This window comes from Streptomyces sp. NPDC005866, assembly GCF_040629895.1.
Lineage (GTDB): Bacteria > Actinomycetota > Actinomycetes > Streptomycetales > Streptomycetaceae > Streptomyces.
This window is the reverse complement of the sequence record NZ_JBEXWP010000049.1, coordinates 1-25,889: the sequence shown is the minus strand read 5'-3', so window position 1 is coordinate 25,889 and position 25,889 is coordinate 1. Positions and strand designations below refer to the sequence as shown.

The window sequence follows — 25,889 nt, the reverse complement described above, 5'->3', positions numbered from 1 at the left end:
GCGCGTGGGGGGGGGCGCGTCCCCCGGGTGCTTCCCGACGCCCCGCAACGGCGGCCAGCCGGCCGCGTTGCCGGGACTTCGACTCGCCGACCGCCACGAGCAGTCCGGAGAGTGCCGCACCCGATCGGGCCAGGGCCTGCGAGCGCCGGCCCACCCGACGTGCGGCCGGTATCGCGGTCAGCATCCGCCACACGTCGGGCAGCCCGTGCAGGGCGAGGGCGTCGGCGCCCCAGACGACCGTGCTGCCGTCGTCGGTGAGCGCGAGCGCGATGTCACCGGCGAGCAGCCCGGCCAGCACTCCCCGGTCCCTCTCCGACCACAGCCGGGCCACCGTGATCACCGCGCCGGAGTCTTCGGGCAGCGAGCACACCACGTCGTCCAACGGCCGCCGCGCGTCCACCACCTGGTCGGCGAGGCCGGTGTAGTCCTCCAGCGCCGGGTCGTCCACCAGCACGATCCGCAGTCCGGCGCGCCGGGCCGCGTCCAGCACCGGCTCCGTCCAGGGGTCGGGTTCCCCGTCCTCGGTGCGCACCGCGCTCGGATGCAGGACGATCGTGCCGGCCAGTTCCAGCTCCCGCAGCCGCTCAGGATCACGGACGAGCAGCCCCGACCGGGCCAGTAGGGCACCGAGCACCGCCTCGAAGGCGGTCGGCCCGTACCGGGCGGCCTTCGGCGAGCCGGCGAGCACCGCCTCGGCCGCCTCGCTGACGTCGTGCTTGACCAGCAGCGTCGCCGCCGCCCCCAGCACACTGCCGGCAAAGGCGTGGGTGGCGTACTCCTGCGCCGGGGTGGTGCGCAGGGCCGGGCGCGGCTGGTCGGCGACGCCTACGCTCGGCCGGTACGGGCTGCACAGTTCGTCGTGGAAGAGCTCGAAGGCGGCCGACCGCGCCATCGTGTCCGCGAGTTGGCAGCCGCGCAGCGCCCCGTCGAGCAGCAGCGCGGTGGGTGTCTGGCCCGCCCCGTGGGCCGCGGCGTTCACGCAGGTCAGCAGGAGGTCGGCGGCGTCGGCGCCCAGACGGGCGCGCACCAGCGCGCGAAAGCGCGGGTTCTCCCGCAGCACCGTCACCACCGCGGTCACCGCGCGTGGGGACGGCGGCAGCCGCAGGGCGTACGCGGCGACGCCTATGCCGGTACCGACCAGGTCGGCCGCCAGCATCGCCAGCGCCGCCCGGATGCCGTTCCGGCCGGCCGGGTGCGTGACCTCCTCGGCGGTGCCACCGCTCGCGACCAGACCGTGCCGTGCGGCGAGGTCGGCCGCGCGCTCCATGACGCCGTCGAAGACCGCCTCCTCGGCCGCGGCCACCACGAGACGGCCGAGCCCCTCGTCCCAATAGGCGAACAGCACGTCCGGGTGCTCCGCCAGTGCCGTGGCGACATGCCCGGCGAGCCGCTTCAGGCCGCCTGCGGCCCGGGCCTGCTCCGGGTCGGCCACCCGCAGCGCGAGGTGCGCCCGGGCGCCGCACCGCCACTGACGCTCGGCGCCGATCAGCGCGCTGCGCGCCGCCCGCGTCATCCGGGTGGCCGTGTCCAGGGTCGTGACGCCGGCCCGCGCGGTCCCGGCAGCCGCCCCCGCGACCGCACCGGCCCCCGGCGCGGCCGCCCGGGCCAGCAGCCGGGGGCCCACGGACAGGGCCCTTGCGGCGAGAGACGGCACCGTCGGCAACCCGAGCGCCATGGTGCATCACCCCCGGCCCACGTCAGCTGGCGGGCGGTGCGGTCGGGGCGTCGGGCGGTGCGGGCGCGGACGGCGCCTCAGCGGTCGTGGGGGGTGCCTGAGCGGGCGCAGGCGGCGCCTCAGCGGTCGCGGGTGGTGCCGTCGGCTCAGTCGGGGGTGCGGCGGGTGCGGCGGGTGTCGCCGGTGCCGCCGGGCCATCCGGCATCTCGCCCTCCCGTACCGGGCCGGGCGCTGCCACGCCCTGCTGCTCTGTCACCGCGTCGCCCATGGCCACATAGGCGCCGCGGCCCGCGCCGTTCGTCGTGCCTTCGGCCGCCTTCGGCGGCTCGGTCTCCGCGCCCTGTCCGCGCCGGGGCTGGGTGAGCCAGGCCACGGCGGCACCGGTCAACGCGACAGGCCACTCGACGACTCCGGCCACCCCCAACACCCCGGCTCCGGCGTACACGGCCAGCCGACGGCTCCGGGGCGAAACGGCTCCTATCTTGTCCAGTGTTCCCTCGGCGGCCTTGGTCACGGCCCCGGCGCCGGGCACCTTGCGCACCGCCGAGGCCGCGTTCCGCAGGGGCGCGGTGAGGGCCGAGGACGACTTCTGCTCAGCCATGACTACTCCTCGTCAATGCCGGGATCACTCTCTCTGCCTGCTGAGTGCCCCTGAACACGCCAACTATCCCGAATCGTCCGGACATATCGGAAGATTAAGGGCGCGGCGATGGTCTTCGTGGCGCTGCGGGGCGGCATGGCCTGTGCGCCTATGCCGCGAGCGCGGCCTGGGCGTAACCAGTCCAATCCCACGGCAATCTCCCGTAACTGGGCGGCGCGCGCCCGGAATCCTTCCGCGCACCCATTGACCTGAGCACGTCCGCGTCCTTAGCCTCCGTCTTCATACGTAGATGCAGTCTCTGTATGTAGGCGTCGTTCATGGATGTGGACCTGACGCTCAGTTCGAAGGGGAACTGGCTTGCCTCTGGTCGTCGTAGGGATCAGCGTCCTGGTCCTGCTCTTTCTGATGACGAAGCTCCGGATGAACGGCTTCGTCGCGCTTCTGCTCGTCGCCGTGGGCGTGGCCCTGGTCCGGGGGATACCGCTGGAGAAGATCCCGGACACCCTCTCGGAGGGCATCGGCGGGCAGATCGGTGAGACCATGCTCACCATCGGCCTGGGCGCCATGCTCGGCCGGGTGATGGGCGACTCCGGCGCGGCCCAGCGCATCGCCGGCAGACTTCTGGCGGTCAGCGGTCCGCGCGGGGTACAGGTGGCCATGGTGCTCACCGCCATGATCATCGGCGTCACGATGTTCTACGAGGCCGCCTTCGTCATCATCGTGCCGGTCGCCTTCACCCTCGTCCGGGTCACCCGGTCGAACCTGCTCTGGGTCGGCCTGCCGATGTCCATAGCCCTGTCCACCATGCACAGCTTCCTGCCCCCGCACCCCGGGCCCACGGCGGTCGCCGCCACCTTCCACGCCTCGGCCGGACTCACGCTGTTCTACGGCCTGTTCATCGCCGTCCCCGTCGGCGTGCTCATCGCTCTGGTGTGGCCGCGGCTGCCGTTCATACGGGCGATGAACCCCTCGGTGCCCAAGGGACTGGTGAGCGAGCGGGTCTTCGAGGACGACGAGATGCCCGGCATCGGCTGGTCGCTGGCGGTCGCCCTGCTGCCCGTCGTCCTGATCGCCGGCTCCGCCATCACCGACCTCGTCACCTCTGCCGACACCCCCGTGGTGCACCTCGTCGACTTCGTGGGCTCGGCGCCGGTCGCCCTGCTGCTGACCCTGCTCGTCTCCCTGTGGGCCTTCGGACCCCGCGTCGGACGCACCATGGAGGAGGTCGCCCGCTCCTGCCGGGAGGCCGCGGCGGCCATGGCGATGATCCTGCTGGTCATCGGGGCCGGCGGCGCGTTCAAGCAGGTGCTCGTCGACGGCGGGATCTCCGACTACATCAAGGACTTCACCGACGGCTGGGCCATCTCGCCGATCATCCTGGCCTGGCTGATCGCCGCGATCCTGAGGGTCGCCCTCGGCTCGGCCACCGTCGCCGTGGTCACCGCCTCCGGTGTCGTCCTGCCGCTGCTCGCGGGCAGCGGGGTCCACCCCGAGCTGATGGTCCTCGCCGTCTCCTGCGGATCGATCGCCTTCTCCCACGTCAACGACCCGGGCTTCTGGATGTTCAAGGAGTACTTCAACCTCTCGGTCCTGGACGCCATCAAGGCCCGCACCACCTACACGACCGTGCTCGCGATCCTGGGCCTGGGCGGGGTCCTGCTCATGGAACAGATCCTCGACGCCCTCAGTGTGTAAGCCCCTCTCCCGTAAGGACGTTCGCCCATGAGCCAGCCCGTCGTCACCCGCTTCTCCGTGTACCCGGTGGCAGGCCGGGACTCCATGCTGCTCAACCTCTCCGGCGCCCATGCCCCCTACTTCACCCGCAACGTGCTGGTCGTCGAGGACTCCGAGGGCCGGACCGGACTGGGTGAGGTGCCCGGCGGGGAGGCGATCACGCGGACCCTGCGGGACGCGGAATCCCTCGTCGCCGGCTCACGACTGGGTGACCACAAGCGGGTGTTGAAGGCCATGGGGGAGGCGTTCGGCGGCCGGGACGCGGGGGGCCGCGGCCGGCAGACCTTCGATCTGCGGACGACCGTGCACGCCGTCACCGCCGTCGAGTCCGCCCTCCTCGACCTGCTCGGCCAGCACCTGGAGGTACCCGTCGCCGCCCTGCTCGGCGACGGCAAGCAGCGCGACTCGGTACGTGTCCTCGGCTACCTCTTCTACGTCGGCGACCCCGACCGAACCGACCTGGACTACCTCCGCGAGCCCGACGCCGCCGTGGAGTGGTACCGCATGCGCCGTGAGGAGGCCCTGACCCCGGAGTCGATCGTCCGGCAGGCGGAGGCGGCCTACGACCACTACGGCTTCCGGGACTTCAAGCTCAAGGGCGGGGTCCTGGCGGGCGCGGAGGAGGTCAAGGCCGTACAGGCGCTGAAGCAGCGCTTCCCCGACGCCCGGATCACCCTCGACCCCAACGGCGCCTGGTCCCTGCGGGAGGCCGTCGAGCTGTGCCGGCCGCTGCTCGGCACCCTCGCCTACGCCGAGGACCCCTGCGGAGCCGAGGGCGGCTACTCCGGGCGCGAGATCCTCGCCGAGTTCCGCCGGGCCACCGGCCTGCCCACCGCGACCAACATGATCGCCACCGACTGGCGGCAGCTCACCCACGCCGTCGCCCTGCAGTCGGTGTCCATCCCGCTCGCCGATCCGCACTTCTGGACCCTGCGCGGATCGGTACGCGTGGCACAGCTCTGCCACGAGATGGGGCTGACCTGGGGGTGCCACTCCAACAACCACTTCGACATCTCCCTGGCCATGATGGCCCACTGCGGCGCCGCGGCCCCTGGCGACTACAACGCCCTGGACACGCACTGGATCTGGCAGGAGGGCCGGGAGCGCCTCACCGTCGCACCGCCGAGTATCGTCGACGGCGAGGTCGCCGTCACCGACGCCCCCGGGCTCGGCATCCGCCTCGACATGGACCGGCTGCTCGCGGCCCACGCCCTCCACGAGGAGAGGAACCTCGGCGCGGGCCGGGACGACGCGACCGGGATGCGCTACCTCGTGGACGGCTGGACCTTCGACGCCAAGCGGCCGTGTCTGGTGCGGTGAGCCGTCAGGCGCCCTGTACCGCCGCGGCCTTCTCGTCGGCGGTGTGACCCGCCGCCTCGACGGTCGGCCGCTGCCGGGGGCGGCCCAGCAGGACCACCGCGGCCAGGGCGGCCAGCAGGGTGAGGCTGCCCGCCGCCATCAGGCACGGGCGCATTCCGTCCAGGAAGGAGTCGCCCAACGCCCCCAGCGCCTGCCCGGTCTGCGGGCCCAGGTCCAGCTCGGCGACCGCGCCGAGACCCTCCGCCCGTGCCGTCGAGACGATACGGTCCTGGGCCGCGCCGGACCGGCTACGGCGAGGCCCTGCGCGACGCGTTCGCCCATCCCGGCACGCCCTGCACGAACGCGGTACGGCGCCTGCTCTCGGCTTCCTGCGCCGGGCCGCAGACTTCTTCGCCACCGCGGGCATCGACCGCATCGAGCGGGTCCTGACCGACAACGCCTGGCCCTACCGCAAGAGCTTCGCCTGGCGGCAGGCCCTGGCCGACCTCGGCGCGACCGGCAAGCTCACCCGCGCCTACCGGCCCCAGACCAACGGCAAGGTCGAACGCTTCAACCGCACCCTGCTCGACGAATGGGCCTACCTCCGCCCCTACACCGGCAACACCGAGCGCACGTCGGCCCTGGCAGACTTCCTGCACACCTACAACCACCACCGCGGCCACACCGCACTCGGAGGCCAGCCACCGATCAGCCGTGTGAACAACGCTGCGGGTCAATACACCTAGGGCGTGTCGAGGAGGCCGAGGCCGCCGGCGACGGTGAGTTCGCGACGGCTGAACTCACCCGTGAGCATGGGCATGGCGGCCGAGATCGCCTCCTTGGCCTCGGGCAACCGCAGGGAGGCGTCGTGGTGTTCCTGCGACTCCCAGACCTCTGTGACGACGATGGTGTCCGGGTCGTCGGCGGCGAGGCCAACCACATAGCTCCGGCAGCCGAGGTCCCGGAGGCTCTCGGCCGCGGAGAGCAGGATCGCCACCACGTCGTCCCGCCTGCCCGGCCGGGTCTTCATCGAACCGATGTGGCCGTAGGTCATGTCATGCCGCCTTCGCAAGGAGATGTGCTGCCGGGCACCATCATGGCGCCCCCTCGCCGGCGCGCGTTCGTCACGTCGGCGAATGTGCGTTCAGCCATGTCATCTCGGCTCAACTCCCGCGCCGGTCCCGCATGTCGCGAGGCCGAACCTTCCCCGCTGTTCGTCGGCCGTACCCCCTCTGCAACCATCCCTTCAGAAGGCGACGAAAGGCGGTCACCGATGGACACGAAGTTCTCCCAGGGGCACACGCGGGGCTCGGACTTCGCGCACCTCCTCCTGTCCAGCCACGAGCGGTTGACCGGCACCACCCTCTGCCCTTCGGCGTTCCCGGACGCCGACGAGGCGGCCCGCTGGCTCTACGAGTCCGCCCCCTTCGGGCTGCTCGCACACGACACCGGTCCGGATCCCGTCTTCGTCTACGCGAACAAGACCGCGCAGAAATGCTTCGAGTACAGCTGGGAGGAGTTCATCGGGCTCCCGTCCAGGCGGTCCGCCGGGACGGACGCGCAGGGCGACAGGGAGGCCTTTGTGCGATCGGTGGCGGAACGCGGATACGCCACCGGCTACCGGGGGCTGAGGATCGCCAGGTCCGGGCGCAGATTCTGGATCCAGGACGTCACGATGTGGAACCTCCTCGGCGCCAACGGGACCTACCACGGCCAGGCCGCGGTGTTCCGGTCGTGGGCGGATGCCTGATACACCCTCGCGATGGGCCGCCCTCGAACAGTCCCTGACGTGGCCCGGAAGGTTGAGACTCCTTGCTTGAGCACACTATTCGCAAGTGATGAGCGACGACGTTCCATTCAACCGCCCGGGGACGTAGCTGTCTTCCCGGAAGGGCTACCGGAAAGGCAGTGCGAGGGCGCCGGCGGCAGCGCGGTCAGGCCCCGCCGCCGCTGGGCGCGGGCGCGAACGAGATGGTGCCCTGGGCGACCGCGCACACCGTCTCGCTGTCGTCGCCACCGACGCTGGTCAGATCGCAGCGGCAGACGGCGAGGCTGCGGCCGGCCCGCACCACCCGGGCCCGGGCGCGCACGGACTCGCCGTCGGCCGGGCGTACGTAGTCGATGGTGAACCCGGCGGTGAGCGGCCGGTTCCCGGGCGCGGTGCCGGCGGCGAACGCCATCGCGTTCTCGGCCACATAGGCCAGGACCCCGCCGTGCACATGCCCGTACTGCTGGCGCAGCTCCGCGCGGTTGTCGAGTTCCAGCGTCGCCTCACCGCCGCCGAAGGCCACCAGCCGGGTGCCCAGCAGGACACTGAAGGGCTGGGCCGCCAGGATCTTCCGGGCCATGGCCAGATCGGGCGTCTCGTTCACACTCGCCACCCCAACACCGGGTTTCGATTCACTGGTGAAGTGAGAATGGCGCCCGGCCGTCCCGTCTGTCAAGATTTCGCCCATGTCCCAGCCCGACCAGCGCCTCTTCTTCCTGCTGCAACGCGCCGCACACCAGCTGCGCACCACGGCCGACCGGCGGCTGCTGGCCGCCGCCGGGATCACCACGGCCCAGCTCGGTGCCCTGCTGGCCCTCAGCGACGCACCCGGCATCACCCAGCAGCAACTGGCCCAGGTCCTCCAGCAGCGCGAGTCCGGGATCACCGCGCTGGTCCGCCGCCTCCTGGACGCCGGCCTCGTCAGCAAGCACCGGCACCCGGACGAACACCGCGCCGTCGTACTGGAACTGACCGAACACGGGGCTCGCGTACTCGACTCGGCCCGGCCGGAGATCGACCGCTTCAACGCCGAGCTGCGCGCTCTGCTCGGCGCCGACCGCTTCACCGACACCGCCGCGGCACTGCACAGCCTGGCCCACTGGGAGCCCTGAGCCAGGTCACCGGTCACGCCGCGCCCGGCGCGCCTCGGTCAGCACAGGCAGCAGGGACAGTACGACGATCACGCCGACCAGTAGCAGCAGGTAGCGGTCGATGTGCGAGACCGACGAGCCCAGGGCATACCCGGCGAGGACGAAGGTCTGCGACCAGAGCACACCACCGACGGTCTGCCAGAGGGTGAACGGCCGCACGGGCACCCCTAGTGCCCCGGCCGCCGGATGCAGCACCGTCCGCAGCACCGGAACGAATCGGCCGATCACCAGGGCCTTGCCGTACCCGTAGCGGGCCAGGAGCCGCTCCGCCCGGGCGGCCCCGGTCCTCACCCGCCGGCTGGAGGTGCGGGCCAGCAGCGGGCGCCCGCCGTGCCGCCCGATGAGATAGCCCACCTGGCCGCCCGCCACGGCACCGACGGCCGCACACACCAGCACCTGCCACAGCTCCAGCCGGGGCGGCTGGTCCGCGCTCGCCGCGCACAGCACACCCGCCGGGAAGAGCAGGGTGTCACCCGGCAGAAAGAAGCCCACGACCAGCAGCCCCGACTCGGCGAAGATGATCACCAGCACGGCCAGGGCGCCGAAGGTGGCGAGCAACGAGGCACTGTCCGTCGGATTGACGGCGATCACCGTCTTCGCCTCCCCGTCCCGTTCGCCGGTCGCTTCCCTCAAGTGTCACGTACGGCCGCCGGGGTGTCCGGACAGCGGGGGAGACGCCGCGTCCGCCGAGGTCCACACGGTGAGCGCCGGCCGCTGGGATGCCCGCCACCTCGTCCCTGTGCGCGCCGTGCGCCGGATCGAGGGCGACGCTCGAGCGACCAGCCCGGATGCCGTACCGCGACAGATTGACGACCTGGCCGCCCATCGAGTGTCCCACGGCGATCAGAAGCGGTCAGAGCGCGGTGTAGCCGAGCTGGCGCCTCATATAGGGGGTCATGAGGGTCTTCGCCTTGGCCATGGCGGTGGCCCGGGTGCCGAGGACCGCGGCCTCGCCGAGCGGAACTGGCAGCACGGTCACCCCGTCGGCCGGGCCGAAGGGCACGATGAGCGGGGTGCGGCGGACGGCCCGGTAGGAGCGCGGCTTCTTGCTGTGCCGTCCTGAACTGCGCAAGTAGGCAAGGACGTTGTGGGCGGCGACCTCCGCCTGGGCGAGCGCGGCCGGGGTGACCTTGAGCTCGGTGACGTCATTCACGTCACCGACCGCGAACACGTCCGGCCTGCCCTCGACCCGGAGCCTCCGGTCGACCTTGACGTGTCCCGTCCCGGTCAGCCAGTCGCCGTGCCCGGCCAGGCGCAGCCAGAGGGTGTTGGGGGTGGTGCCGGTCGCCCAGAAGGAGAGGTCGGCGGCGAGGACGGTGCCATGGGCGTCGCGGTAGGTGCCGAAGTCGTTGCCGGGGGACATGAAGGCGTCCAGCCGGACCGCCACGTCGTGGGCCTCCAGCCAGGTCCGGGCCTTGCGGCCGGCGCGGGCGCTGCCCGTGGACTGCAGCAGTTCCTGCCCGGAGTGCGCGAGGGTGACGCGGGCGTCCGGCCGGGCCAGCCGGATCTCGGCGCTGAGTTCGACGCCGGAGGGGCCGCCGCCGACGACCAGGATGTGGTCGGCGGCGGCGATGTTGTGCTGGTGCTCGGCGAAGGCCTTCGCGGCCTCGTCGGCGGTGGAGCCGACGAAGCGGGCCGGTTCGGGATAGTCGGCGCCGGTGGCGATGACCAGCACGTCGTACGGCAGCCGGTCGCCCGTGGCGAGGACGACCCGGCGTTCGACGGTGTCGACGCGGACCGCCTTGCCCATCACGACACGGCCGTTGGTCAGCAGCCGGTCGTACGGGATGAACGGTGCGCCGGTCCACTCCGGGCGCACACCCGCCCGCAGGGAGGCGATGCGGTGGAAGAAGACCTCCTTGCGGTCCACGAGCGTGACATGCGCCGTCGTATCCAGCTTCTTCGCCAGCCGTATGCCCGCGTAACCGCCGCCGACCACCACTACGTTGCCGTCCCGCACAGTGATTCTCCTGAGCCAGGTGGGGGGAATGGCGGCGAGCCTAACACTTGAAACATCAAGCGTAGGGCGGGTTCTGTGAGAGTGCTGTAAAGACGCCCACGGCCGGTGCGGTCCGGCGGGTCGGCAGACGACGGGACGCCGACGGGCCGGTACGCCCGTGGTCGGCCCTCGTCTCAAGTCGCGGTCACGGGATGGCCAGCGGGGTCAGCGGCGGTGGTGGTGTCGGGCGGCCGCTGTGGAGCCGGCGGGTGACCTCGGTCAGGTCGGCGACGAACATGCCGGCCAGTTCGGCCGTGAACCCGGTGCGTACGACGAGACGCAGGACGGAGACGTCCTGGCAGGGCGCGGGAAAGGTGTACGCGGGCAGGTGCCAGCCGCGGGCGCGCATGGCCTGGGAGACGTCGAACACTGTCAGGCCCTCGGTGCCGGGCGCCAGGCGGAAGGCGAAGGCGGGCAGTTCGGAGCCGTCGGTGACCAGTTCGTAGGGCGGGATGCTCTGGATGCGGGTGGCCAGGGCACGGGCCGTCGTACGGTTCTGGGCCGCCAGGTCGCGCAGCCCGTCGAATCCGTACCGCAGGAAGCTGTAGTACTGCGCCACGACGTGCGCGCCCGGGCGGGAGAAGTTGAGGGTGAAGCTGGGGGAGCGGCCGCCGAGGTAGTCGACCTCGAAGACGAGGTCGTCGGGGAGGGCTTCGGCGTTGCGCCACAGGGCCCAGCCCAGTCCGGGGAAGACATGCCCGTACTTGTGCCCCGAGGTGTTGATGGAGGCGACGCGTTCGAGCTGGAAGTCCCAGAGCAGACCCGGGTCGAGGAAGGGGGCCACCATGGCGCCGGACGCGCCGTCGACATGCACGGGGATGTCGGTGCCGGTGGCGGCCTGGTATCCGTCCAGGGCCAGGCAGACGTCCGCGACGGGCTCGTAGGAGCCGTCGAACGTGGATCCGAGGACGGTGACGACACCGATCGTGTTGTCGTCGCAGTACGCGGTGAGCGTGTCCGCCGTGAGGTGGTAGCGGCCCGGTTCCATCGGGACGTAACGCGGCTCCACCTCGAAGTAGTTGGCGAACTTCTTCCAGCACACCTGGACGTTCGCGCCCATCACCACGTTCGGGTGCGCGGTGTCCTTGCCCTGGGCCCGCCGCCGGTCCTGCCAGCGGCGCTTGAGCGCGAGGCCACCGAGCATGGCCGCCTCGCTCGAACCGGTGGTGGAGCAGCCCCGGACCTGTTCCGGGTGCGGCGCGTGCCAGAGCCGGGCGAGCATCCGTACGCAACGCTCCTCCATCGCGGTGATCTGCGGGTACTCCGCCCGGTCCGCGAGGTTCTTCTCCGCGGTCTCCGCCATCAGCTGCCGTGCCTGCGGTTCCATCCACGTGGTCACGAAGGTGGCGAGGTTCAGCCGTGCGTTGCCGTCGAGCATGAGCTCGTCGCGCACTCGGCGGCCGACCAGGTCGGGCGACGACGCGTTCGGGGGCAGCTCCTCGACCGGCAGCAACAGGTCGTCCGAGGGCGGGCGGTCGGGCCCGGGCGAAGCGGTCAGGGTGTCGAACTCGGGTGCGGTCATGACGTCGGTATGCGGGATGGGCATGAGTGCCTCGATGCCTTTCTGGTCCGTACGGCCCCGTGCACTCCGAAGCTAGATCGCTTTTCCGTCCGGCATCTGTGCCGATTACACCGATCCAGTGATCGATTTGCGGACTGATGAACTGGATTTTCCCATCCACATACTGGCCGGGCCGCCGCAACGACCCCACAGGCCGCGTGGCGATCGGCGGGAAGGACGGTGCCGGGCGTCCCCTGCCGGCACCGTCCGGGCCGTGCGCCGCTCAGGCACGGCCCGTCCTGGGGAGGAGGTTGCCGGAACGGGCTTTCGGCGACCTCGAGTTGGCGGGCGTGTGGCCCACCGCGCCGTCAGGGCTCAGTTGGCGCTCACGCTTTAGGTCTCCTCCGGCGCTACCGCCGTCTCCGGTTGACGGTCTTGCCCATGTGCCTGTGGCCCGGCAGGACGGCAGGACGGCAGGACGGCAGGACGGCAGGACGATCATGGTGCCCGCCGCCATGATGATGCCGCCCACGAGGCTGGTGTGGGCGATGGCGTGGGCGAAGGACTCGTGGACCGCGCCGACCAGGCTCTGGGCCTGCTGGGCGTCACCGCTCGGGCTCTTGGCGATCCGCTCGGCGACGGCGAGTCCTCCGCCCACCGAGTCCTTGGCGGTGTCCGACGCGGCGGCCGGGAGGTGGCCGCCGACCAGGTCGGTGAGCTTGTCCTTGCACGAGGTGGCCAGCAGCGAGCCGAGGATCGCGATGCCCAGGGAGCCGCCGAGTTCCAGCGCGGTGTCGTTGGCGCCGCCGCCGACGCCCAGCTCCGACTCGGGGAAGGAGGCCATGATGGTGTCGGTGGCCGGGGACAGGCTCAGCCCGACGGCGAAGCCGAGCAAGAGCAGCGAGGGCAGGAAGTCGGTGTAGGTGGAGCCCGATGCGACGCGGGTGAGCAGGAAGACGCCGGCGGGGGTACCGGAGAGGGCTCAGACGAGGTCGGGGAGAGGGCGCCGGGCGACCTCGTGGGCGTCGTCCGGCGGGACGCCCAGCATGAGCAGGGTCATCTCCGCGAGGTTCATCGCGGCCTCGTCGCCGTCCAGATCGGGGCGGGAGAACCTCAGCTCCACCAGGGACAGCAGGGCGCCGCCCAGACCGGTGAGAGCGATAGTCGGGTCCAGCACCTTGAAGCGGCCGGCGGCGATACCGGCCTGCAGGTCCCGCGAAGCGCGATTGGTCAGCCCGTTGTCCGAGTGGATGTGACCGAGGCCGCGCCGGCGAAGCACCTGCATCAACTCCGGGTGGGACGTGGTCAGACGTGCGCTGAGCCGGAAACCGGCCGCGACCAGTTCCGCCGGGTCGTCGATGCCCACCAGCCGCTCGTCGAACGCCCGGCCGAACTCTTCCAGGGCGTCCGCGACCGCCGCCTCGAACAACTCCGTCTTCGACTCGAAATGGTTGTAGAAGGAGCCGAAGCCCACGTCCGCCCGCTCCGCGATCGCCTGAATGCTGGCGCTGGTGTCACCGGTCTCGGCGAGGATCTGCCGTGCCGCGCGGACGAGCGCCTGACGGGTCTCGGCGCGGCGCCGTTCGAACCGGTTGCTGGGCGGGGCTGACGTAGGCATGTGCAGAGTCTAACTAGCGGCGATGGTCATCGCAGACCTGATGAAATCCTCACTCTCGCCCTCTGCCCGGGCCGCTCGTGTCACGCGCCGCGAGGGAGCCCTCGCACGGAAGCGCCGATCCTGTGCCCGACCAGCGATGACGCACTCCGCAAGCCGGAAACACAACAGCTGCTCACAAAACCCGTCCGGATTCCTGTCACAGCCGCGTGTGCCGATCCGTCGGTGCTGTGAAGACGCCAACCAGGCCGAAGCGAAGGAGAGCAGCCATGACCAACCCCTCCATCTCCCGGATGGCCGACCCGGGCGAGTTCGTGCCCGAGCTGAACGACATCAGCGCCGCCCTCTTCCGGGCCACAGGCAACCGCTCGGTGTCCCGCTCCACGATGAACCTCGTCCACCTGCGCGCCGGGCAGATCGTCGGCAACACCTACCTGACGGTGCTGAACACCGGCTTTCTGCGTAAGGCCGGGGAGTCCGAGGAGCGCATCACCGCCGTCTCCTCCTGGCAGGACGCTCCGTACTTCACCGACGCCGAGCGCGCGCGTTGTCGTCGGTCGCCGACCGACGTCCCCCAGCCTTCGGCCGGGGGTGCCCCCACCGCGTCGCCCGTCGCGGAAGCGGCTGATTGTCCACGCCTCCTCCGCCTTGCAGACACACGCACCAGCCCCCGCTCCCCGGCATGGAACTGCACCGCCACTGACCTGCGGCCTGATCCAAACGACAGGCCCTAGGGCAGCGGCACGCCGCCGGTGGCGTTGAGGATTTCCGCGGTGATGAAGCTCGCCCGCGAGGAGGCGAGGAAGACGTAGGCGGGTGCGATCTCGGCGGGCTGGGCGGGCCTACCGAGTGGTGTCTGCTTACCGAACTCGGCGGTGTCCGGCATCGTCGCCGGAATCAGCGGCGTCCACACGGGGCCCGGCGCCACCGCGTTGACACGGATACCGTCACTGGCCACCATCTGCGCGAGCCCCTGTGTGAACGTCACGATCCCACCCTTCGTCGTCGCGTAGTCGAGCAGATGCGGGCTCGGCTTGTACGCCTGCACGGAGGTGGAGTTGATGATGGAACCGCCTGCAGGAATGTGCGGAAGGGCCATCTTGCACAGCCAGAACAATCCGTACAGGTTCGTACGCATCACTCGGTCGAACTGCTCTGTCGAGATCGCTTGGATGCCCTCCGGCTGGGACATCTGGTATGCCGCGTTGTTGACGAGGATGTCGATGCGCCCGAACTCGCCGACGGCATGCTCCACCAGACGGCGGCACTGCTCCTCTTCGCGGATGTCGCAGGGTACGGCGACGGCCTTGCGGCCGGCCTCCTCGACGAGACGGGTGGTCTCGGCGGCGTCGCTGCTCTCTTCCGGCAGGTAGGTGAACAGGACATCCGCTCCTTCGCGGGCGTACGCAAGGGCAACGGCGCGGCCGATACCGGAGTCGCCGCCCGTCACCACCGCCTTGAGATCCAGGAGAAGCCCGCTGCCCTCGTACGAGTCCTCCCCGTGGTCGGGGGGCGGGTCCATCGGACCGGTCCAGCCGGGATGTTCCTGCTCCTGCTGGGGGAATTCGGGGCGGGGATGCTTGTGCGTGGGGTTCTCAGTCATGGGAGCTGCCTCATGGGTGATCGGGCGAGGGGGGAGCGCAGTGCGCTCTGGGCTTGCCGCCAGGCTTGCAGGAGACGGGAGGGTCGGCGAGCCGACCGTCCCGTCCAGCCGCCGCAGCGTGACGGTCCTCCGCGAGGTCGTCGATGCGTCGTCGCAGACAAAGCGCGGCTCCCGGGGCCGCGGCTCCCCGGTGCCCGGCCCGGGGCGCCGGCCTTCAGCGGCCGAGGGCGCTCGCCAACTGCCGCTTGGTCATTGAGGAGCGGCCCTGGATGTTGCGCTTCTTGGCTTCTTCGTACAACTGGTCCCTGGTAGGCCCTTCGGAGCCGCTGTGCGAACGCTGTCCGCCGCGCTGGGACGCCGACTTCGGGTCACGGGCGGAAGCCTTGCCGACGGTCTTCGACTCGCCCGACCGGGCGCGTTCCTTGTTGACCGTCCGCGCGGCGATCTCCTTGGACCGCTTGGTCGACTCGCCGCGGTCCTCGGCGCTCTTCTTGATGTGTTCGTACTGCCGCTCCCGCTTGGAGCTCGATCCAGCCGGCATGGTGTCCCTGTCCTTTCCTGAGCGCGCGGATCCGCTTCATCCGCAGGAACCTCACTCACCTCAGAGTTCGTTCGCGGGCACGAGTTCCCCCCTCCCGCCGTCCGATACTCGGGGAACGCAGTCGGGGAACGCATACACCCGTCCCGACGGCGCGGGCAGCATGCATCCCGGGCTTTCGGGAACTGCTCCACCATGGGTCCGAACCACGATGAGGCGCCCGTCCTCGACGCGCTCGCCAGATATCACGACAACGAGGAGTTGGGATTCACGCCTCCCGGCCACAAGCAGGCCCGGGGCGCGGACTCCCGCGCACGTGCCGTGCTGGGGGACGCCGTGTTCTTCGGCGACGTCCTGGCCAACGGGGGCCTGGACGACCATCTCGCCCGCGGCCGCGCCCTGGAACGGGCCGAAAACCTCATGGCCGACGCGGTGCGCGCCGACCGTGCCTTCTTCTCCACATGCGGCAGTTCCCTGTCGGTGAAGGCCGCCATGCTGGCGGTGACCTCTCCCGGCCACCGGCTCCTCGTGGGACGTGACGCCCACAAGTCGGTCGTCGCCGGGCTGATCCTGTCCGGTGTGGAGCCGGTATGGGTGGAACCCCAATGGGACGCCTTCCGGCACATCGCCCCTCCCCCCTCGGCGGCCGCCTACGACAAGGCGTTCACGGAGCACCCCGATGCCGACGGGGCGCTGGTGACCAGCCCCACCCCGTACGGGGCCGCGGCCGACCTCACGGGCATCGCCGACGTCTGTCACCGCCGCGGTAAGCCGCTCATCGTGGACGAGGCCTGGGGAGCGCACCTGCCCTTCCACGACGACCTGCCGTCGTGGGCCATGGACGCCGGTGCCGACATCTGCGTGACCAGCATCCACAAGATGGGCAGCGGCCTGGAGCAGGGCTCGGTGTTCCACCTCCAGGGCGATCTCATCGATCCCGCCGAACTTGCCTCACGGGCCGACCTCCTCGGCACCACCAGCCCGAGCGTCCTGCTCTACGCAGGCATCGACGCCTGGCGCCGGCAGATGGTCCAGCACGGCCACGAACTCATCGGCCAGGCCCTGCGGCTGGCCGCCCGCACGCGCACAGCCATCGAGGCGATCGACGGCTTCCACGTCAACGACGCCGATGACTTCTGCGGTCCTGGTCTCGCCGCTGACTTCGACCCCCTGCCCGTCGTCATGGACATCAGCGAACTGGGCACCACCGGCTACCGGGCCGCCGACTGGCTGCGCCGGCAACACCACCTCGACGTCCATCTGTTCGATCACCGGCGCCTGAGCGCCCAGCTCACCCACGCCGACGACGAACAGACCACCGGGCGCCTCCTCACCGCCCTGCACGACCTGGCCGACCACGCCGCAGATCTGCAAGATGCCCCGCAGGTCAGCGTCCCCTCCCCGGCCGAACTACGAATGGACCAGGTCGCACTGCCACGCGACGCGTACTTCGCCCGGCATGCCGAGGTCTCCGTCATGGACGCCGCCGGCGGGATCGCCGCCGAAATGATCACCCCGTACCCGCCTGGCATCCCCGTCGTACTGCCCGGCGAACGCCTGACCGAGCCCGTCCTGGAATACCTCACCACCGGAGTCAGCGCCGGCATGTTCCTCCCCGACGCCGCCGACCAATGCCTGAAAACCGTGCGCATCGTCGTGGAGGACTGATCCGCGCATCGAAAGCCGGATGCCGATCTGCGAAGCCAGCAACGCCGGCAGCACCAGAGCGGCTTCCGCTGGTCCACCGAGTCGATGACGCCGCGGACCGTCGCGACAGACGGGACCCCCGGGACCACGGCGCGTGTCCCTGCCGCACCGCTGTCCCGGGGGCCAACCGCCCGGTGAACCCCCCCTGTTTGCCTGGCCGGGTGTGGCTTTCACAGCCCTCGGGGGACCGGACCGCCCTACCATCCACCCAGGCGGGGTCAGTCCTTCTTGCCGCGTCCCGTCAGCGCGTCCCGCATGCGGTCCACCAGGCCGACTCCCGGCGCCAGCAGCTTGTTGGCCGGCGGGGTGTCCGGGGCGGACGGGTGCGGGCGGGTCGGTGCCAGCTTCTTCGCCCGGCGGACCTTGTCACCCAGCTCGTCGAGCGCCTCCGGCGGACACGCCGCGCGCAGCCTGGGGAAGAGGTTCTGCTCCTCGTCGGCGACGTGCGAGCGGATCTCCGTCATCAGTGTCCCGATGAGCCGGTCGAACTCCGGGTCACCGGCCTCGTACCCCTCCAGGTCCTTCATGATCTGCTCGGCCCTGGAGTGGTCCTCGATCTCCTTGTCGGCCAGCGCGTCGCCGCCCGGGATGTGCTCGCGCACCGCCGGGTACAGGTACTCCTCCTCGGCCACCGAGTGCCGCACCAGCTCGATCGTGACCTGGTCCGCGTACACCTTGCGGTCCTTGTCGCCGGGCGGAAGCGCCGCGATCCGGCCGAAGAGTTCCTCGACCTCCCGGTGATCGGTCACCAACTCGTCGATGATGTTCCCACCATGACCCATGTTCTCCACCTCCAGAAAGGGCGGCGGTCCGGTCCAGCCGCCGGAGGATCCGGGTGCCCGTGGTCGGCGGGCTCACACAGTGTCCACGGGCCCTCGGAAGGGTGAGCGCGGGCCGCACGTCACAGGGCCACCGCCATGGCGATCAGCCCGATCGCTATCAGGGCCACCACCACCATGATCAAGACCAGCGGCATCGTGCTCCACCCCTTGCGCGTCTCGGGCGGCTCCGGACGGGAGATACCGGAGGTGCCCCCTTCCGCGGGCGGGGTGTCACCGGGAGCCACCCCTCCACCTGGTTCTAGTCCCGGTGTGCGTTCGGGCTCGGGATCAGGAGTCGTCATGTCGCCCTCCTCGGCTCTTGACCGGGCTACGGCCGGTTGCCGCCCCAGCCCGAGTACCCGCACCCCACCGGCCTCACATGATCGCTCCTGGAGTGTTTCCGGCGCCTGCGGAGGTGCGCCTCCGGGCTGACGCGCAGGTGGCCTTCGCCACGGTCGCACTCCTGCGGGTGAGGTCTGTCGTTGTCGTGGCACTTGGTGTGGCATGGAGTGGATGTGCAGGCCGGCCCGGGCGGTCCGGTACTGGGTGGACGCGGCCGTATCGGCGGTACGGCGGGCGTGGGCCGGTCCGGGCCCTGAACGGGATCTGGCGGTTCAGGCGGGCAAGGCGGCGCTGGCCGCCTGGGTGGCGTGGGCGGTCGTGGGCTGGTGGCTCCAGGCTCCGATGGCGTTCGTGGCGCCGTGGGTCGCGGTCGTACTGGTGGAGTCGACGGTGTACCGGTCGGTCGCGCACGGACTGCAGCAGCTCGCGGCGATCGCGGTGGGCACGGCGGTCGCGACAGCGGTGGCGTTGCTGCTGGACAGCACGATGCTGACGATGGCCCTCGTCCTTCCGGCGGTGCTGCTGCTGGGCCAGTGGAAGCGGCTGGGAAGCCAGGGCATCTACGCCGCCACCGGAGCGCTTTTCGTGCTGACGGCCGGCCAGGTGACCGTCGCTTCGTCGGCCGCGCGTATCGCGGAGGCGGTTTTCGGCGCGGTGGTCGGAGTGGTGGTCAACGCCTTGATCCGGCCTCCGGTGTACACACGTGACGCCCGCCGGGCACTGGAGCACGCGGCTGGCGAGGCGCAGGAGATCCTGGACGCGGTGGCCGACGGCCTGGACGCCGGTGAGTGGGACGGCCAGGCTGCCCGGGACTGGCACGAGCGCGCACTGCGCCTGGGCCGCCTTGTCGAGCAGGCTCGTTCGGCGATCGGCTGGAGCCACGAAAGCATGCGCGTCAATCCGCGGGGGCGCCGCAACTGGACTGCCTCCGCTCCCGGCAAGGCGTACGCCGACGCGTTGGCCGTGCTCGACTACGTGGCCGTCCACACGGCAGGGGTGACCCGGACGGTATGGGAGACCGCGGACGGCGGGATGAAGGCCCGGCCGGCCGCGGGGATCACCCGCGCCTACGCGGACTTTCTCCGCCGTACGGCGTGCGCCATAGGCCTGTACGGTCGGTCCCGGTTCGGTACCGGGGGCCGTGACGATGCCGCTGGCGAGCGGCTGCGCGAGGCGGTCGGGGAGCTTCTCCGCACGCTGGAGGAGTTCCGCCGACGGCTGCCGGGAGCCGTGCCCGACGATCCGGACGCGCTGGTGGTCTACGGAACGCTGCTGGCCCAGGCGCATCGCCTGGCCGATCAACTCGTCCAGGACTGACGAGACCGCCTGCCGCCGATGGCAGGCGGGTCGTCGCCCTTCGTGTGCACCGGCCGGACACACCCGCGGCCGTCAGGCGGGCGCCGACAGGGGACGGGCCGTCAATGCCCGAGCGACGCCGAGGAGGCTGTCAGCCATGGCCGGAGGCGCCGGCTGTCCCGACGGCCCGGTGACGTGCCGGTGACGAGTACGGCGGTGGGTGCGGTCGCGGCGGTGCCGAGCAGTCGCTTTCCGGCGAAGACGTGGTGCGCTGGGACGGCAGCAGGGCGAGGACCGGCGGTCACGGCGGGCCCGAGTCCGCGGACCGCGGCGAGCGGGCCCATCCCAGTGAGCGTTCGACGGCCCGCTGCCAGTCGGCGTACTCCGCCTCCCGTAGCGCGGGGTCCATGTCGGGCAGCCACTGGGCGGCCCGGTGCCAGTTGCGGCGCAGCACTTCCAGGTCCGGCCAGTAGCCCGCGGCGAGCCCGGCCGCGTAGGCCGCGCCGAGTGAGACCGTCTCGGCGACCATCGGCCGTACCACGGGCACGTCGAGCACGTCCGCCACGAACTGCATGAGCAGGTTGTCCGCGGTCATGCCCCCGTCCACCTTGAGCTGCTGGAGGGAGACCGAGGAATCGGCGTTCATGGCGTCGACGACCTCACGTGTCTGCCACCCGGTGGCCTCCAGGACGGCTCGCGCCAGGTGCCCCTTGGTGATGTACGAGGTGAGGCCGACGATGACCCCGCGCGCGTCGCTGCGCCAGTGTGGTGCGAACAGGCCTGAGAAGGCGGGGACGATGTAGCAGCCGCCGTTGTTCTCGACCGTCCGGGCCAGGGTCTCGATCTCCGGAGCGCTGCTGATCAGGCCCAGGCGGTCACGGAACCACTGGACGAGTGCTCCGGTGACGGCGATCGACCCCTCCAGGGCGTAGGCCGGCTGCTGGTTCCCGATCTTGTAGGCGACGGTCGTGAGGAGTCCGTGCCGCGACCGCACGATGTCGCTGCCGGTGTTGAGCAGCAGAAAGCTCCCCGTACCGTACGTGCACTTCGCCTCGCCCGGGGAGAAGCAGGTCTGGCCGAAGAGCGCTGCCTGCTGATCGCCGAGCGTGGCCGTGATGGCGACACCCGGGAACAGCGAGCGGGCCTCGCCGTATGTCTCGGCGGAAGATCTGATCTCGGGCAGCATCGCGCGGGGCACCCCGAAGAAGGACAGCAGCTCTTCGTCCCAGGTGAGCGTGCGGATGTTCATCAGCATCGTGCGGCTGGCATTGGTGGGGTCGGTGATGTGCATGCCGCCGTCGGCCCCTCCGGTGAGGTTCCAGATCAGCCAGCTCTCCATCGTTCCGAACAGCACCTCGCCGTCCGCGGCGCGCTGCTGGAGACCCTTGACGTGGTCGAACAGCCAGCGGATGCGCAGCGCCGAGAAGTAGGTCGACGGCGGCAGACCGCACCGTTCCAGGAAGAACTCCTCGCCGGGGCGCTGTCTTAGCTCCTCGACCAACGGGGCCGTGCGAGTGTCCTGCCAGACGATCGCCCGGCCCAGCGGGACCCCGGTCCGCCGGTCCCAGAGCACGGTCGTCTCGCGCTGGTTGGCCAGGCCGATGGCGGTGATCTGGCCCGTGTCCAGACCGGCGCCGGACAGGGCTTCGGGCCCGATGCGCCGTAGGTTCTGCCATATCTCGACGGCGTCGTGCTCGACCCACCCGGGTTTGGGGAAGTGCTGCCGATGCTCTCTCTGCGCGACCGAGACCAGCCGACCACGGTGGTCGAACAGAATGCACCGGGTCGAGTTGGTGCCCTGATCGATGGACATTACGTACCGTTCAGCCATGATCGGGTCTGCCTTCCGACGGGTCGACGTGTGGCCGGGCCTGACCTACCAGCGGGCGGCTCCCAGATCTCGGGAGATCGCCCGCGCTGCCTCACGGATCAGGGTGATCAGACTCGGCCGGGGTCGGCCCTGGCTGTCACAGATCCGCTCCACCGGCCCGGACAGCCCGATGGCGCCGACTGCCAGGCCGCCGTGCCCTCGGATCGGCGCGGCGAGCCCGGCCTCGCCCATGCTCATCTCCTGGATCTCGGCGGCCCAGCCGAACTCCCGGACCTCGGCGAGCGCCCGGGCCAGCTGGTCGCGGTCGGTCAGGGTGTGCCGGGTGTACGCCTCCAGCCCCGGAGGCCGGGCGGGCTCGATCGTCGCGGTCCCGTAGGCCAGCAGTACCTTGCCGAGCGAGGAGGCGTGCAGCGGCAGCAGCGAGCCCACATCCAGGGTCTGGAAGGTGTCGTCCGGCCGGAACACGTGGTGGACGACCAGCACGCTGCCTTCCAGTGGTGTCCCCAGGCGAACCGCCTCCCCGCTGCGGGCGGCGAGGGCATCGGCCCAGTTGAGTGAGCGCGAGCGCAGCTCGTTGACGTCCAGGTAGCTGGTGCCGAGGTGCAGCAGGGCGGCTCCGAGCTGGTATTTTCCCGTCGCCGCGTCCTGCTCGACGAAGTCCACGTGCTGGAGCGTTCGCAGAATGCCGTGGGCTGTGCCCTTGGCAAGCCCGAGCGAGGCCGCCACCTCGCCGAGCCCCAGTCGGCGGGGCCCGCCGGCGAGCAGGCGCAGTATCGCCGCCGCCCGTTCGATCGACTGGACTGGGCCGGCCATGAGGCGAGCCTATTACCGCCACGGACGCTTCGCTTCACGGGCGGACGGCCGCTGCGGAGTCCTCGTGAAGGTCTGCGTTCGGTAATGCCGACCGCCGTTCATTGACCTGCCCGATTTGACTCCATAACTTGCTACGAGGCCGGAATGCGTTGAGATGTGGCGCCGGACCGGTTGCACAGACCACCGGGAGAGACCATGGCGGTACAACTCAAGACGCTCCGTCGGGCGACATACGAATACGTGTGTCCGGTGTCGCCCGTCGCCGGAGCCGTTTCGGTCGTACGCCGAAATGCGGCGGCGGTCCTCGCCGACTGGAACGTGTCTGCGGAGATCGTCGAGGACGCGTTGCTCGTGGTGTCGGAGCTGGTGACCAACGCGATCATTCACGCCTGCCCCCCGGCCGTGCTGCGGTTGTCCTGGGTGCCGTGTGACCGCGCCTGCACTCTGCGCATCGAGGTCGCCGACGCGGGACCCGCCCTCTCGGTGGGTCGATGCGCCGGGGTCGACCCGGACGAGCACGGCCGTGGCGAGACGATCGTCCACGCCCTGGCGACGCGTGACGGCATACGTGTCCACCCCGGCGGGGTCACCCGGTGGGCCGAACTCGTGCCGGGACAGCGCGTCTAGAGCGCGACCTCCGCAGGGGACGGCACGCGTAGCTGCCCGTCCGCCGTCTGCTTGCGAAGCAGGAGCAGGGCGGCGTCGTCGTGCAGCCGGCCGCCCACGTGCGCCAGCAGCTCGTCATGGAGCGCGGTGAGCGTGCGTGCCGGGTGATCGGACACATGGCGGGCCACGCCTTCGGCCAGTGGATAGAACCTGCGGGCGTGATCGCGTGCCTCGGTGACCCCGTCGGTGTAGAGCAGGAGCTGGTCTCCCACCGCGAAGGACAGATGCTGGAGGCGGGGGGCCTGCCCCGAAAGGGCGCGCAGCCCGAGAGGCGGCGCGGGATGAGCGGGCTCCACCGCCCTGACGTCTCCGGAGGCCGATATCAGCAGCGGAGCCGCGTGTCCGCAGTTGACGACCTCCATGCGCCCCGACCCGGGGCATCCGGCGACCACGGCGGTCACGAAGTCGTCCGGGCCCAGATTGCGGGCCAGGCTGCGCTCGATCCTGCCGACGACCGCCAGCAGGTCGGGCTCGTCGTAAGCGGCCTCACGGAACACTCCGAGTACGAGTGCGGCGGTCTCCACGGCGGGCAGCCCCTTGCCGCGTACATCGCCGACGATCAGCCTGATGCCGTGCGGGGTGGACACCAGGGCGTAGAGATCCCCGCCGATCCGGGCCTCGGCCGCCGCGGCGCTGTAGCGTACGGCCACCTGGAACGGGCCGACGGTCTCCGGGACGGGCTGGAGCAGCGCGTGCTGGGCCGCCTCGGCGACCGAACGTACGGCTGCGAGCACGCGCTCCCGACGGCCACGCATCCCGCTGGCCAGGCCGCTCGCCGCGGTGACGGCCAGCACTGCGGACAGTACGGCCGCCAGCTCACCCGCGGGAACGCCCTGCCCGTGGCCCAGCGTCGAGCCGAGCGCCGCCGCGAGGAGTCCGACGCAGAGCACGCCGCGCGGCCCGTTGGTGGCGGCGGCCAGCGCGGGTCCGGCCGCCAGCAGTGGCAGCCAGATCATCCCCGCCCCTCCGGTGATGTCGACGAGTACGACTACGGCGACGACCAGCACCGGCAGCGAGGACAGCACTGGGCTCGACTGCCCGGCCACACGCCGACGCCCCGGATCCCAGGCGCGGGCCGCACGGTGCCTGAACAACCGCCTCGACGCGTGGTCAACGCCATGAAGTAGGGCCTGGCTCATGTTTCGTCCGCAGTCCTCGCCTATACGGGGGCATATACCCGGAATGTCCCTTTCGTTAAGGAAACTGGCTGGGCGTGGGCAGCCACAAGAAGCGGTATTTCAGATAGTGAGCGACAGGCTTCTGGTCACTCGGCTCGCCGTCGGGAGCAGACGCGCCAGGATCTCCTGCAACCGGGCCTGCCGTTCCACCGGCAAAGAGACTCCGAGCGAGCCGAGCGTGTCCCCGCTGTAGACGGGCACGGCGACGCACACCGTGCCGAGCGCGTACTCCTCCAGATCCGTGACAGCCGGCGCCAGGGGAGACGACTCGATCCTGCGCAGCAGCTCCGGAACACTGGTGATCGTGCGCGGTGTGAGATCGGCGAGGTGGTGCCGGGACAGATACTCACGGCGGGCATCCTCGTCCAGCTCACGCAGCACGGACTTGCCGAGGGCGGTGGCATGTCCGGCGTCCTCGAACCCCACCCACAGATCGACCCGCGGTGTACGGGGGCCGTTCACGATCTCGGCGACCCGGATCTCACCGTCCTCGTAGAACGTGAGGTAGGCGGCAGCGGACAGCTCGTCCCGCAGGGCGGCGAGCGCCGGGCGGACACGGCTGAGCAGCGTCTGGGTGTGGCCCGCCGAGTGCAGGGATTTCACCTTGTCGCCCAGGACGAAGCCGCCGTCGCCCAGTTTCCGCACGTACCCGTCGTGCACCAAAGTGCGCAGCAGGTGATAGGCGGTGGCCAGGGGCAGTTCCGTCTCGCGTGCCAGCTGTTTCGCCGGCGCGCCGTTCTCGTGCGCGCTCACCGCCTCCAGCAAGCGCAAGGCCCGCTGCACGGACGTGATGAGAGTGGGGCCGTCCTGAGCGCCCATAGGACAAGACTGCGCCGGGCAGCTGGCGCGGGCAAGGCAGGCACCGCACACGGTGGCGGCAAGGCGGACGGCGTCCGTCACGTCATGCCTGTGCACGCGCCCGCCGCGCTGTTCGGGAAACGGCTTCGCATTCGGGAGCGTCGACCACCAGCAGGCGCATTAGTCTCGCTTTGCGCTGCTGCACCGCAGTCCGGGCGTCGGTCTCCCTCCGTCGACCGGCGCCCCGGTCTGCCGGCAGCGGGAAGGGGTGCACGCAGGGTACTCACCGCACCTCGGGCCCGGCCCTCTGGCGTCTCCAGGGCCGGGCCCTCCCTTTTGTCGCTGCGGTCGGCCGTGAGTCCGCAAGCAGCATCGGGGCACCGGTGACCGCAGCGGGAACTCCCCGCTCAACTTCATGGACCGGCTCGAGACGGACCACATTTTCAGTGCCGCCTTCGACGTGGTGAGACTGGGGCCGTTGACGGTAGGGGAGCTCGGGTTCGGTGCCGACGTGCGGCTGCGGTTCGGGGATCCCGGGGCCCATCAGATCGACATCCCCGTGTCGGGGGGCCTCCAGTGGCACCAGGGCGGGCTGGACCCCGTCCTCACCGGGCCGGGTAGCGCGGCGGTGTTCCGGCCCCAGGGACGCACGGTGCTGGAGCGGGTGCGGCCCGGCCGGATGCTGGCGGTGAAGATCGGGCCGCGCGTGCTCGAAGGCCATCTGGAAGGGATGCTGGGCAGGCCGGTGCGCCAGGGGTTCCACCTGGGCCGCAGCATGGACGTGACGTCGGGGACGGGCCGCAGCTGGGCACGGCTGGTGCGGATGGTCATCGGTGAGGCGGGCAACGAAGGGGGCGCGCTGCGGCAGCCGCTGCTCGCCGTCCAGATGCAGGAAGCCCTGCTGACCGGTCTGCTGCTGGCCACGGATCACCCCTACCGGCACGAACTCGACC

Annotated in this window: 24 protein-coding genes and 4 pseudogenes; 10 read left to right on the top strand and 18 right to left on the bottom strand. The window is 70.9% G+C overall.

Annotation, left to right across the window (positions count from 1 at the left end; translation table 11 throughout):
* Positions 1-1,675 (bottom strand): annotated as a pseudogene (locus tag ABZ396_RS40135) (cation-translocating P-type ATPase); the annotation flags it as partial.
* Positions 1,676-1,697: 22 nt separating this feature from the next.
* Positions 1,698-2,276, bottom strand: coding sequence for a hypothetical protein (locus tag ABZ396_RS40130; RefSeq protein WP_358925042.1), 579 nt, complete (start codon positions 2,274-2,276; stop codon positions 1,698-1,700).
* A gap of 357 nt (positions 2,277-2,633) precedes the next feature.
* On the opposite strand from ABZ396_RS40130, the gene ABZ396_RS40125 reads away from it, so the two are divergent.
* Positions 2,634-3,971: a gluconate:H+ symporter gene (locus ABZ396_RS40125; protein ID WP_358925043.1), complete on the top strand. Its 1,338-nt coding sequence runs from the start codon at positions 2,634-2,636 to the stop codon at positions 3,969-3,971.
* 27 nt (positions 3,972-3,998) lie between these two features.
* Positions 3,999-5,330 carry an enolase C-terminal domain-like protein gene (locus ABZ396_RS40120; RefSeq protein ID WP_358925045.1) on the top strand — a complete coding sequence of 444 codons (1,332 nt, stop codon included), beginning with the start codon at positions 3,999-4,001 and terminating at the stop codon, positions 5,328-5,330.
* A gap of 4 nt (positions 5,331-5,334) precedes the next feature.
* Here ABZ396_RS40120 and ABZ396_RS40115 read toward each other — a convergent pair whose 3' ends face one another.
* Entirely contained in the window at positions 5,335-5,469 is a 135-nt protein-coding gene (locus tag ABZ396_RS40115; protein ID WP_358925047.1) for a hypothetical protein, read from the bottom strand.
* A gap of 226 nt (positions 5,470-5,695) precedes the next feature.
* Here ABZ396_RS40115 and ABZ396_RS40110 point away from each other — a divergent pair.
* Positions 5,696-6,055 (top strand): annotated as a pseudogene (locus ABZ396_RS40110) (integrase core domain-containing protein); the annotation flags it as partial.
* Here the strand turns inward: ABZ396_RS40110 and ABZ396_RS40105 are convergent.
* Positions 6,052-6,363: an antibiotic biosynthesis monooxygenase family protein gene (locus tag ABZ396_RS40105; RefSeq protein WP_358925048.1), complete on the bottom strand. Its 312-nt coding sequence runs from the start codon at positions 6,361-6,363 to the stop codon at positions 6,052-6,054. The pseudogene ABZ396_RS40110 and the gene ABZ396_RS40105 overlap by 4 nt on opposite strands.
* Before the next feature lie 219 nt (positions 6,364-6,582).
* Here ABZ396_RS40105 and ABZ396_RS40100 point away from each other — a divergent pair, with 219 nt between their 5' ends.
* On the top strand, positions 6,583-7,059 hold the full coding sequence (locus tag ABZ396_RS40100; protein ID WP_358925050.1) for an MEKHLA domain-containing protein: 477 nt from the start codon (positions 6,583-6,585) through the stop codon (positions 7,057-7,059).
* Between the two features lie 184 nt (positions 7,060-7,243).
* Here the strand turns inward: ABZ396_RS40100 and ABZ396_RS40095 are convergent, their stop codons facing one another.
* Complete coding sequence (locus tag ABZ396_RS40095) at positions 7,244-7,657, bottom strand: PaaI family thioesterase (RefSeq protein ID WP_358925112.1); 414 nt, start codon at positions 7,655-7,657, stop codon at positions 7,244-7,246.
* A gap of 106 nt (positions 7,658-7,763) precedes the next feature.
* Between ABZ396_RS40095 and ABZ396_RS40090 the strand changes: the two genes are divergently transcribed.
* Positions 7,764-8,189, top strand: coding sequence for a MarR family winged helix-turn-helix transcriptional regulator (locus ABZ396_RS40090; protein WP_358925052.1), 426 nt, complete (start codon positions 7,764-7,766; stop codon positions 8,187-8,189).
* A gap of 6 nt (positions 8,190-8,195) precedes the next feature.
* Here the strand turns inward: ABZ396_RS40090 and ABZ396_RS40085 are convergent, their stop codons facing one another.
* From ABZ396_RS40085 to ABZ396_RS40065, 5 genes and pseudogenes are all read right to left on the bottom strand, one after another.
* Complete coding sequence (locus tag ABZ396_RS40085) at positions 8,196-8,819, bottom strand: DedA family protein (RefSeq protein ID WP_358925114.1); 624 nt, start codon at positions 8,817-8,819, stop codon at positions 8,196-8,198.
* Between the two features lie 262 nt (positions 8,820-9,081).
* Entirely contained in the window at positions 9,082-10,188 is a 1,107-nt protein-coding gene (locus ABZ396_RS40080; protein WP_358925054.1) for an FAD-dependent oxidoreductase, read from the bottom strand.
* A 184-nt stretch (positions 10,189-10,372) separates the two neighbouring features.
* Complete coding sequence (locus tag ABZ396_RS40075; protein WP_358925056.1) at positions 10,373-11,773, bottom strand: glutamate decarboxylase; 1,401 nt, start codon at positions 11,771-11,773, stop codon at positions 10,373-10,375.
* Positions 11,774-12,218: 445 nt separating this feature from the next.
* Positions 12,219-12,692 (bottom strand): annotated as a pseudogene (locus ABZ396_RS40070) (MFS transporter); the annotation flags it as partial.
* 18 nt (positions 12,693-12,710) lie between these two features.
* Entirely contained in the window at positions 12,711-13,346 is a 636-nt protein-coding gene (locus ABZ396_RS40065; RefSeq protein ID WP_358925058.1) for a TetR/AcrR family transcriptional regulator, read from the bottom strand.
* Between the two features lie 266 nt (positions 13,347-13,612).
* On the opposite strand from ABZ396_RS40065, the gene ABZ396_RS40060 reads away from it, so the two are divergent.
* Entirely contained in the window at positions 13,613-14,077 is a 465-nt protein-coding gene (locus ABZ396_RS40060) for a carboxymuconolactone decarboxylase family protein (protein WP_358925059.1), read from the top strand.
* Here ABZ396_RS40060 and ABZ396_RS40055 read toward each other — a convergent pair.
* Positions 14,074-14,946 carry an SDR family oxidoreductase gene (locus ABZ396_RS40055; protein WP_358925060.1) on the bottom strand — a complete coding sequence of 291 codons (873 nt, stop codon included), beginning with the start codon at positions 14,944-14,946 and terminating at the stop codon, positions 14,074-14,076. The two genes, ABZ396_RS40060 and ABZ396_RS40055, sit on opposite strands and share 4 nt — an antisense overlap.
* 214 nt (positions 14,947-15,160) lie before the next feature.
* On the bottom strand, positions 15,161-15,487 hold the full coding sequence (locus ABZ396_RS40050; RefSeq protein ID WP_358925061.1) for a plasmid stabilization protein: 327 nt from the start codon (positions 15,485-15,487) through the stop codon (positions 15,161-15,163).
* A 192-nt stretch (positions 15,488-15,679) separates the two neighbouring features.
* Here ABZ396_RS40050 and ABZ396_RS40045 point away from each other — a divergent pair, with 192 nt between their 5' ends.
* Positions 15,680-17,152: an ornithine decarboxylase gene (locus ABZ396_RS40045; protein WP_358925062.1), complete on the top strand. Its 1,473-nt coding sequence runs from the start codon at positions 15,680-15,682 to the stop codon at positions 17,150-17,152.
* A 257-nt stretch (positions 17,153-17,409) separates the two neighbouring features.
* Here ABZ396_RS40045 and ABZ396_RS40040 read toward each other — a convergent pair whose 3' ends face one another.
* A complete protein-coding gene (locus ABZ396_RS40040; RefSeq protein WP_358925064.1) occupies positions 17,410-17,973 on the bottom strand; it encodes a hemerythrin domain-containing protein in 564 nt (187 codons plus the stop codon).
* 119 nt (positions 17,974-18,092) lie between these two features.
* The gene (locus ABZ396_RS40035; RefSeq protein ID WP_358925066.1) at positions 18,093-18,314 is read right to left on the bottom strand and encodes a DUF6480 family protein; all 222 of its coding nucleotides are present in this window, start codon (positions 18,312-18,314) and stop codon (positions 18,093-18,095) included.
* Between the two features lie 211 nt (positions 18,315-18,525).
* Between ABZ396_RS40035 and ABZ396_RS40030 the strand changes: the two genes are divergently transcribed.
* Positions 18,526-19,671, top strand: coding sequence for an aromatic acid exporter family protein (locus ABZ396_RS40030; RefSeq protein ID WP_358925067.1), 1,146 nt, complete (start codon positions 18,526-18,528; stop codon positions 19,669-19,671).
* A gap of 280 nt (positions 19,672-19,951) precedes the next feature.
* On the opposite strand, the gene glpK is transcribed toward ABZ396_RS40030, so the two are convergent.
* Both glpK and ABZ396_RS40020 read right to left on the bottom strand, forming a co-directional pair.
* Positions 19,952-21,481, bottom strand: a complete 1,530-nt coding sequence (glpK, locus tag ABZ396_RS40025) for a glycerol kinase GlpK (RefSeq protein ID WP_358925069.1) — start codon at positions 21,479-21,481, stop codon at positions 19,952-19,954.
* A 45-nt stretch (positions 21,482-21,526) separates the two neighbouring features.
* A complete protein-coding gene (locus tag ABZ396_RS40020; protein ID WP_358925071.1) occupies positions 21,527-22,294 on the bottom strand; it encodes an IclR family transcriptional regulator in 768 nt (255 codons plus the stop codon).
* 195 nt (positions 22,295-22,489) lie between these two features.
* On the opposite strand from ABZ396_RS40020, the gene ABZ396_RS40015 reads away from it, so the two are divergent.
* On the top strand, positions 22,490-22,921 hold the full coding sequence (locus tag ABZ396_RS40015) for an ATP-binding protein (RefSeq protein ID WP_358925073.1): 432 nt from the start codon (positions 22,490-22,492) through the stop codon (positions 22,919-22,921).
* On the opposite strand, the gene ABZ396_RS40010 is transcribed toward ABZ396_RS40015, so the two are convergent.
* Both ABZ396_RS40010 and ABZ396_RS40005 read right to left on the bottom strand, forming a co-directional pair.
* On the bottom strand, positions 22,918-23,916 hold the full coding sequence (locus ABZ396_RS40010; protein ID WP_358925115.1) for a PP2C family protein-serine/threonine phosphatase: 999 nt from the start codon (positions 23,914-23,916) through the stop codon (positions 22,918-22,920). The two genes, ABZ396_RS40015 and ABZ396_RS40010, sit on opposite strands and share 4 nt — an antisense overlap.
* Before the next feature lie 282 nt (positions 23,917-24,198).
* Complete coding sequence (locus tag ABZ396_RS40005) at positions 24,199-24,957, bottom strand: IclR family transcriptional regulator (RefSeq protein ID WP_358925074.1); 759 nt, start codon at positions 24,955-24,957, stop codon at positions 24,199-24,201.
* A gap of 394 nt (positions 24,958-25,351) precedes the next feature.
* Here ABZ396_RS40005 and ABZ396_RS40000 point away from each other — a divergent pair.
* A pseudogene (locus ABZ396_RS40000) lies at positions 25,352-25,889 on the top strand (AraC family transcriptional regulator); the annotation flags it as partial.

What these genes read in the sequence shown, in the direction of transcription:
- ABZ396_RS40095 (WP_358925112.1), bottom strand. Translation starts at nt 7,657, where the DNA reads ATGGCCCGGAAGATCCTGGCGGCCCAGCCCTTCAGTGTCCTGCTGGGC.
- ABZ396_RS40065 (WP_358925058.1), bottom strand. Translation starts at nt 13,346, where the DNA reads ATGCCTACGTCAGCCCCGCCCAGCAACCGGTTCGAACGGCGCCGCGCC.
- ABZ396_RS40005 (WP_358925074.1), bottom strand. Translation starts at nt 24,957, where the DNA reads ATGGGCGCTCAGGACGGCCCCACTCTCATCACGTCCGTGCAGCGGGCC.
- ABZ396_RS40040 (WP_358925064.1), bottom strand. Translation starts at nt 17,973, where the DNA reads ATGGGTCATGGTGGGAACATCATCGACGAGTTGGTGACCGATCACCGG.
- ABZ396_RS40120 (WP_358925045.1), top strand. Translation starts at nt 3,999, where the DNA reads ATGAGCCAGCCCGTCGTCACCCGCTTCTCCGTGTACCCGGTGGCAGGC.
- ABZ396_RS40050 (WP_358925061.1), bottom strand. Translation starts at nt 15,487, where the DNA reads ATGCCGGCTGGATCGAGCTCCAAGCGGGAGCGGCAGTACGAACACATC.
- ABZ396_RS40075 (WP_358925056.1), bottom strand. Translation starts at nt 11,773, where the DNA reads ATGCCCATCCCGCATACCGACGTCATGACCGCACCCGAGTTCGACACC.
- ABZ396_RS40015 (WP_358925073.1), top strand. Translation starts at nt 22,490, where the DNA reads ATGGCGGTACAACTCAAGACGCTCCGTCGGGCGACATACGAATACGTG.
- ABZ396_RS40030 (WP_358925067.1), top strand. Translation starts at nt 18,526, where the DNA reads ATGTGCAGGCCGGCCCGGGCGGTCCGGTACTGGGTGGACGCGGCCGTA.
- ABZ396_RS40100 (WP_358925050.1), top strand. Translation starts at nt 6,583, where the DNA reads ATGGACACGAAGTTCTCCCAGGGGCACACGCGGGGCTCGGACTTCGCG.
- ABZ396_RS40055 (WP_358925060.1), bottom strand. Translation starts at nt 14,946, where the DNA reads ATGACTGAGAACCCCACGCACAAGCATCCCCGCCCCGAATTCCCCCAG.
- ABZ396_RS40060 (WP_358925059.1), top strand. Translation starts at nt 13,613, where the DNA reads ATGACCAACCCCTCCATCTCCCGGATGGCCGACCCGGGCGAGTTCGTG.
- ABZ396_RS40020 (WP_358925071.1), bottom strand. Translation starts at nt 22,294, where the DNA reads ATGGCCGGCCCAGTCCAGTCGATCGAACGGGCGGCGGCGATACTGCGC.
- ABZ396_RS40130 (WP_358925042.1), bottom strand. Translation starts at nt 2,276, where the DNA reads ATGGCTGAGCAGAAGTCGTCCTCGGCCCTCACCGCGCCCCTGCGGAAC.
- ABZ396_RS40010 (WP_358925115.1), bottom strand. Translation starts at nt 23,916, where the DNA reads ATGATCTGGCTGCCACTGCTGGCGGCCGGACCCGCGCTGGCCGCCGCC.
- ABZ396_RS40090 (WP_358925052.1), top strand. Translation starts at nt 7,764, where the DNA reads ATGTCCCAGCCCGACCAGCGCCTCTTCTTCCTGCTGCAACGCGCCGCA.
- ABZ396_RS40035 (WP_358925066.1), bottom strand. Translation starts at nt 18,314, where the DNA reads ATGACGACTCCTGATCCCGAGCCCGAACGCACACCGGGACTAGAACCA.
- ABZ396_RS40115 (WP_358925047.1), bottom strand. Translation starts at nt 5,469, where the DNA reads ATGGCGGCGGGCAGCCTCACCCTGCTGGCCGCCCTGGCCGCGGTGGTC.
- ABZ396_RS40045 (WP_358925062.1), top strand. Translation starts at nt 15,680, where the DNA reads ATGGGTCCGAACCACGATGAGGCGCCCGTCCTCGACGCGCTCGCCAGA.
- ABZ396_RS40105 (WP_358925048.1), bottom strand. Translation starts at nt 6,363, where the DNA reads ATGACCTACGGCCACATCGGTTCGATGAAGACCCGGCCGGGCAGGCGG.
- glpK (WP_358925069.1), bottom strand. Translation starts at nt 21,481, where the DNA reads ATGGCTGAACGGTACGTAATGTCCATCGATCAGGGCACCAACTCGACC.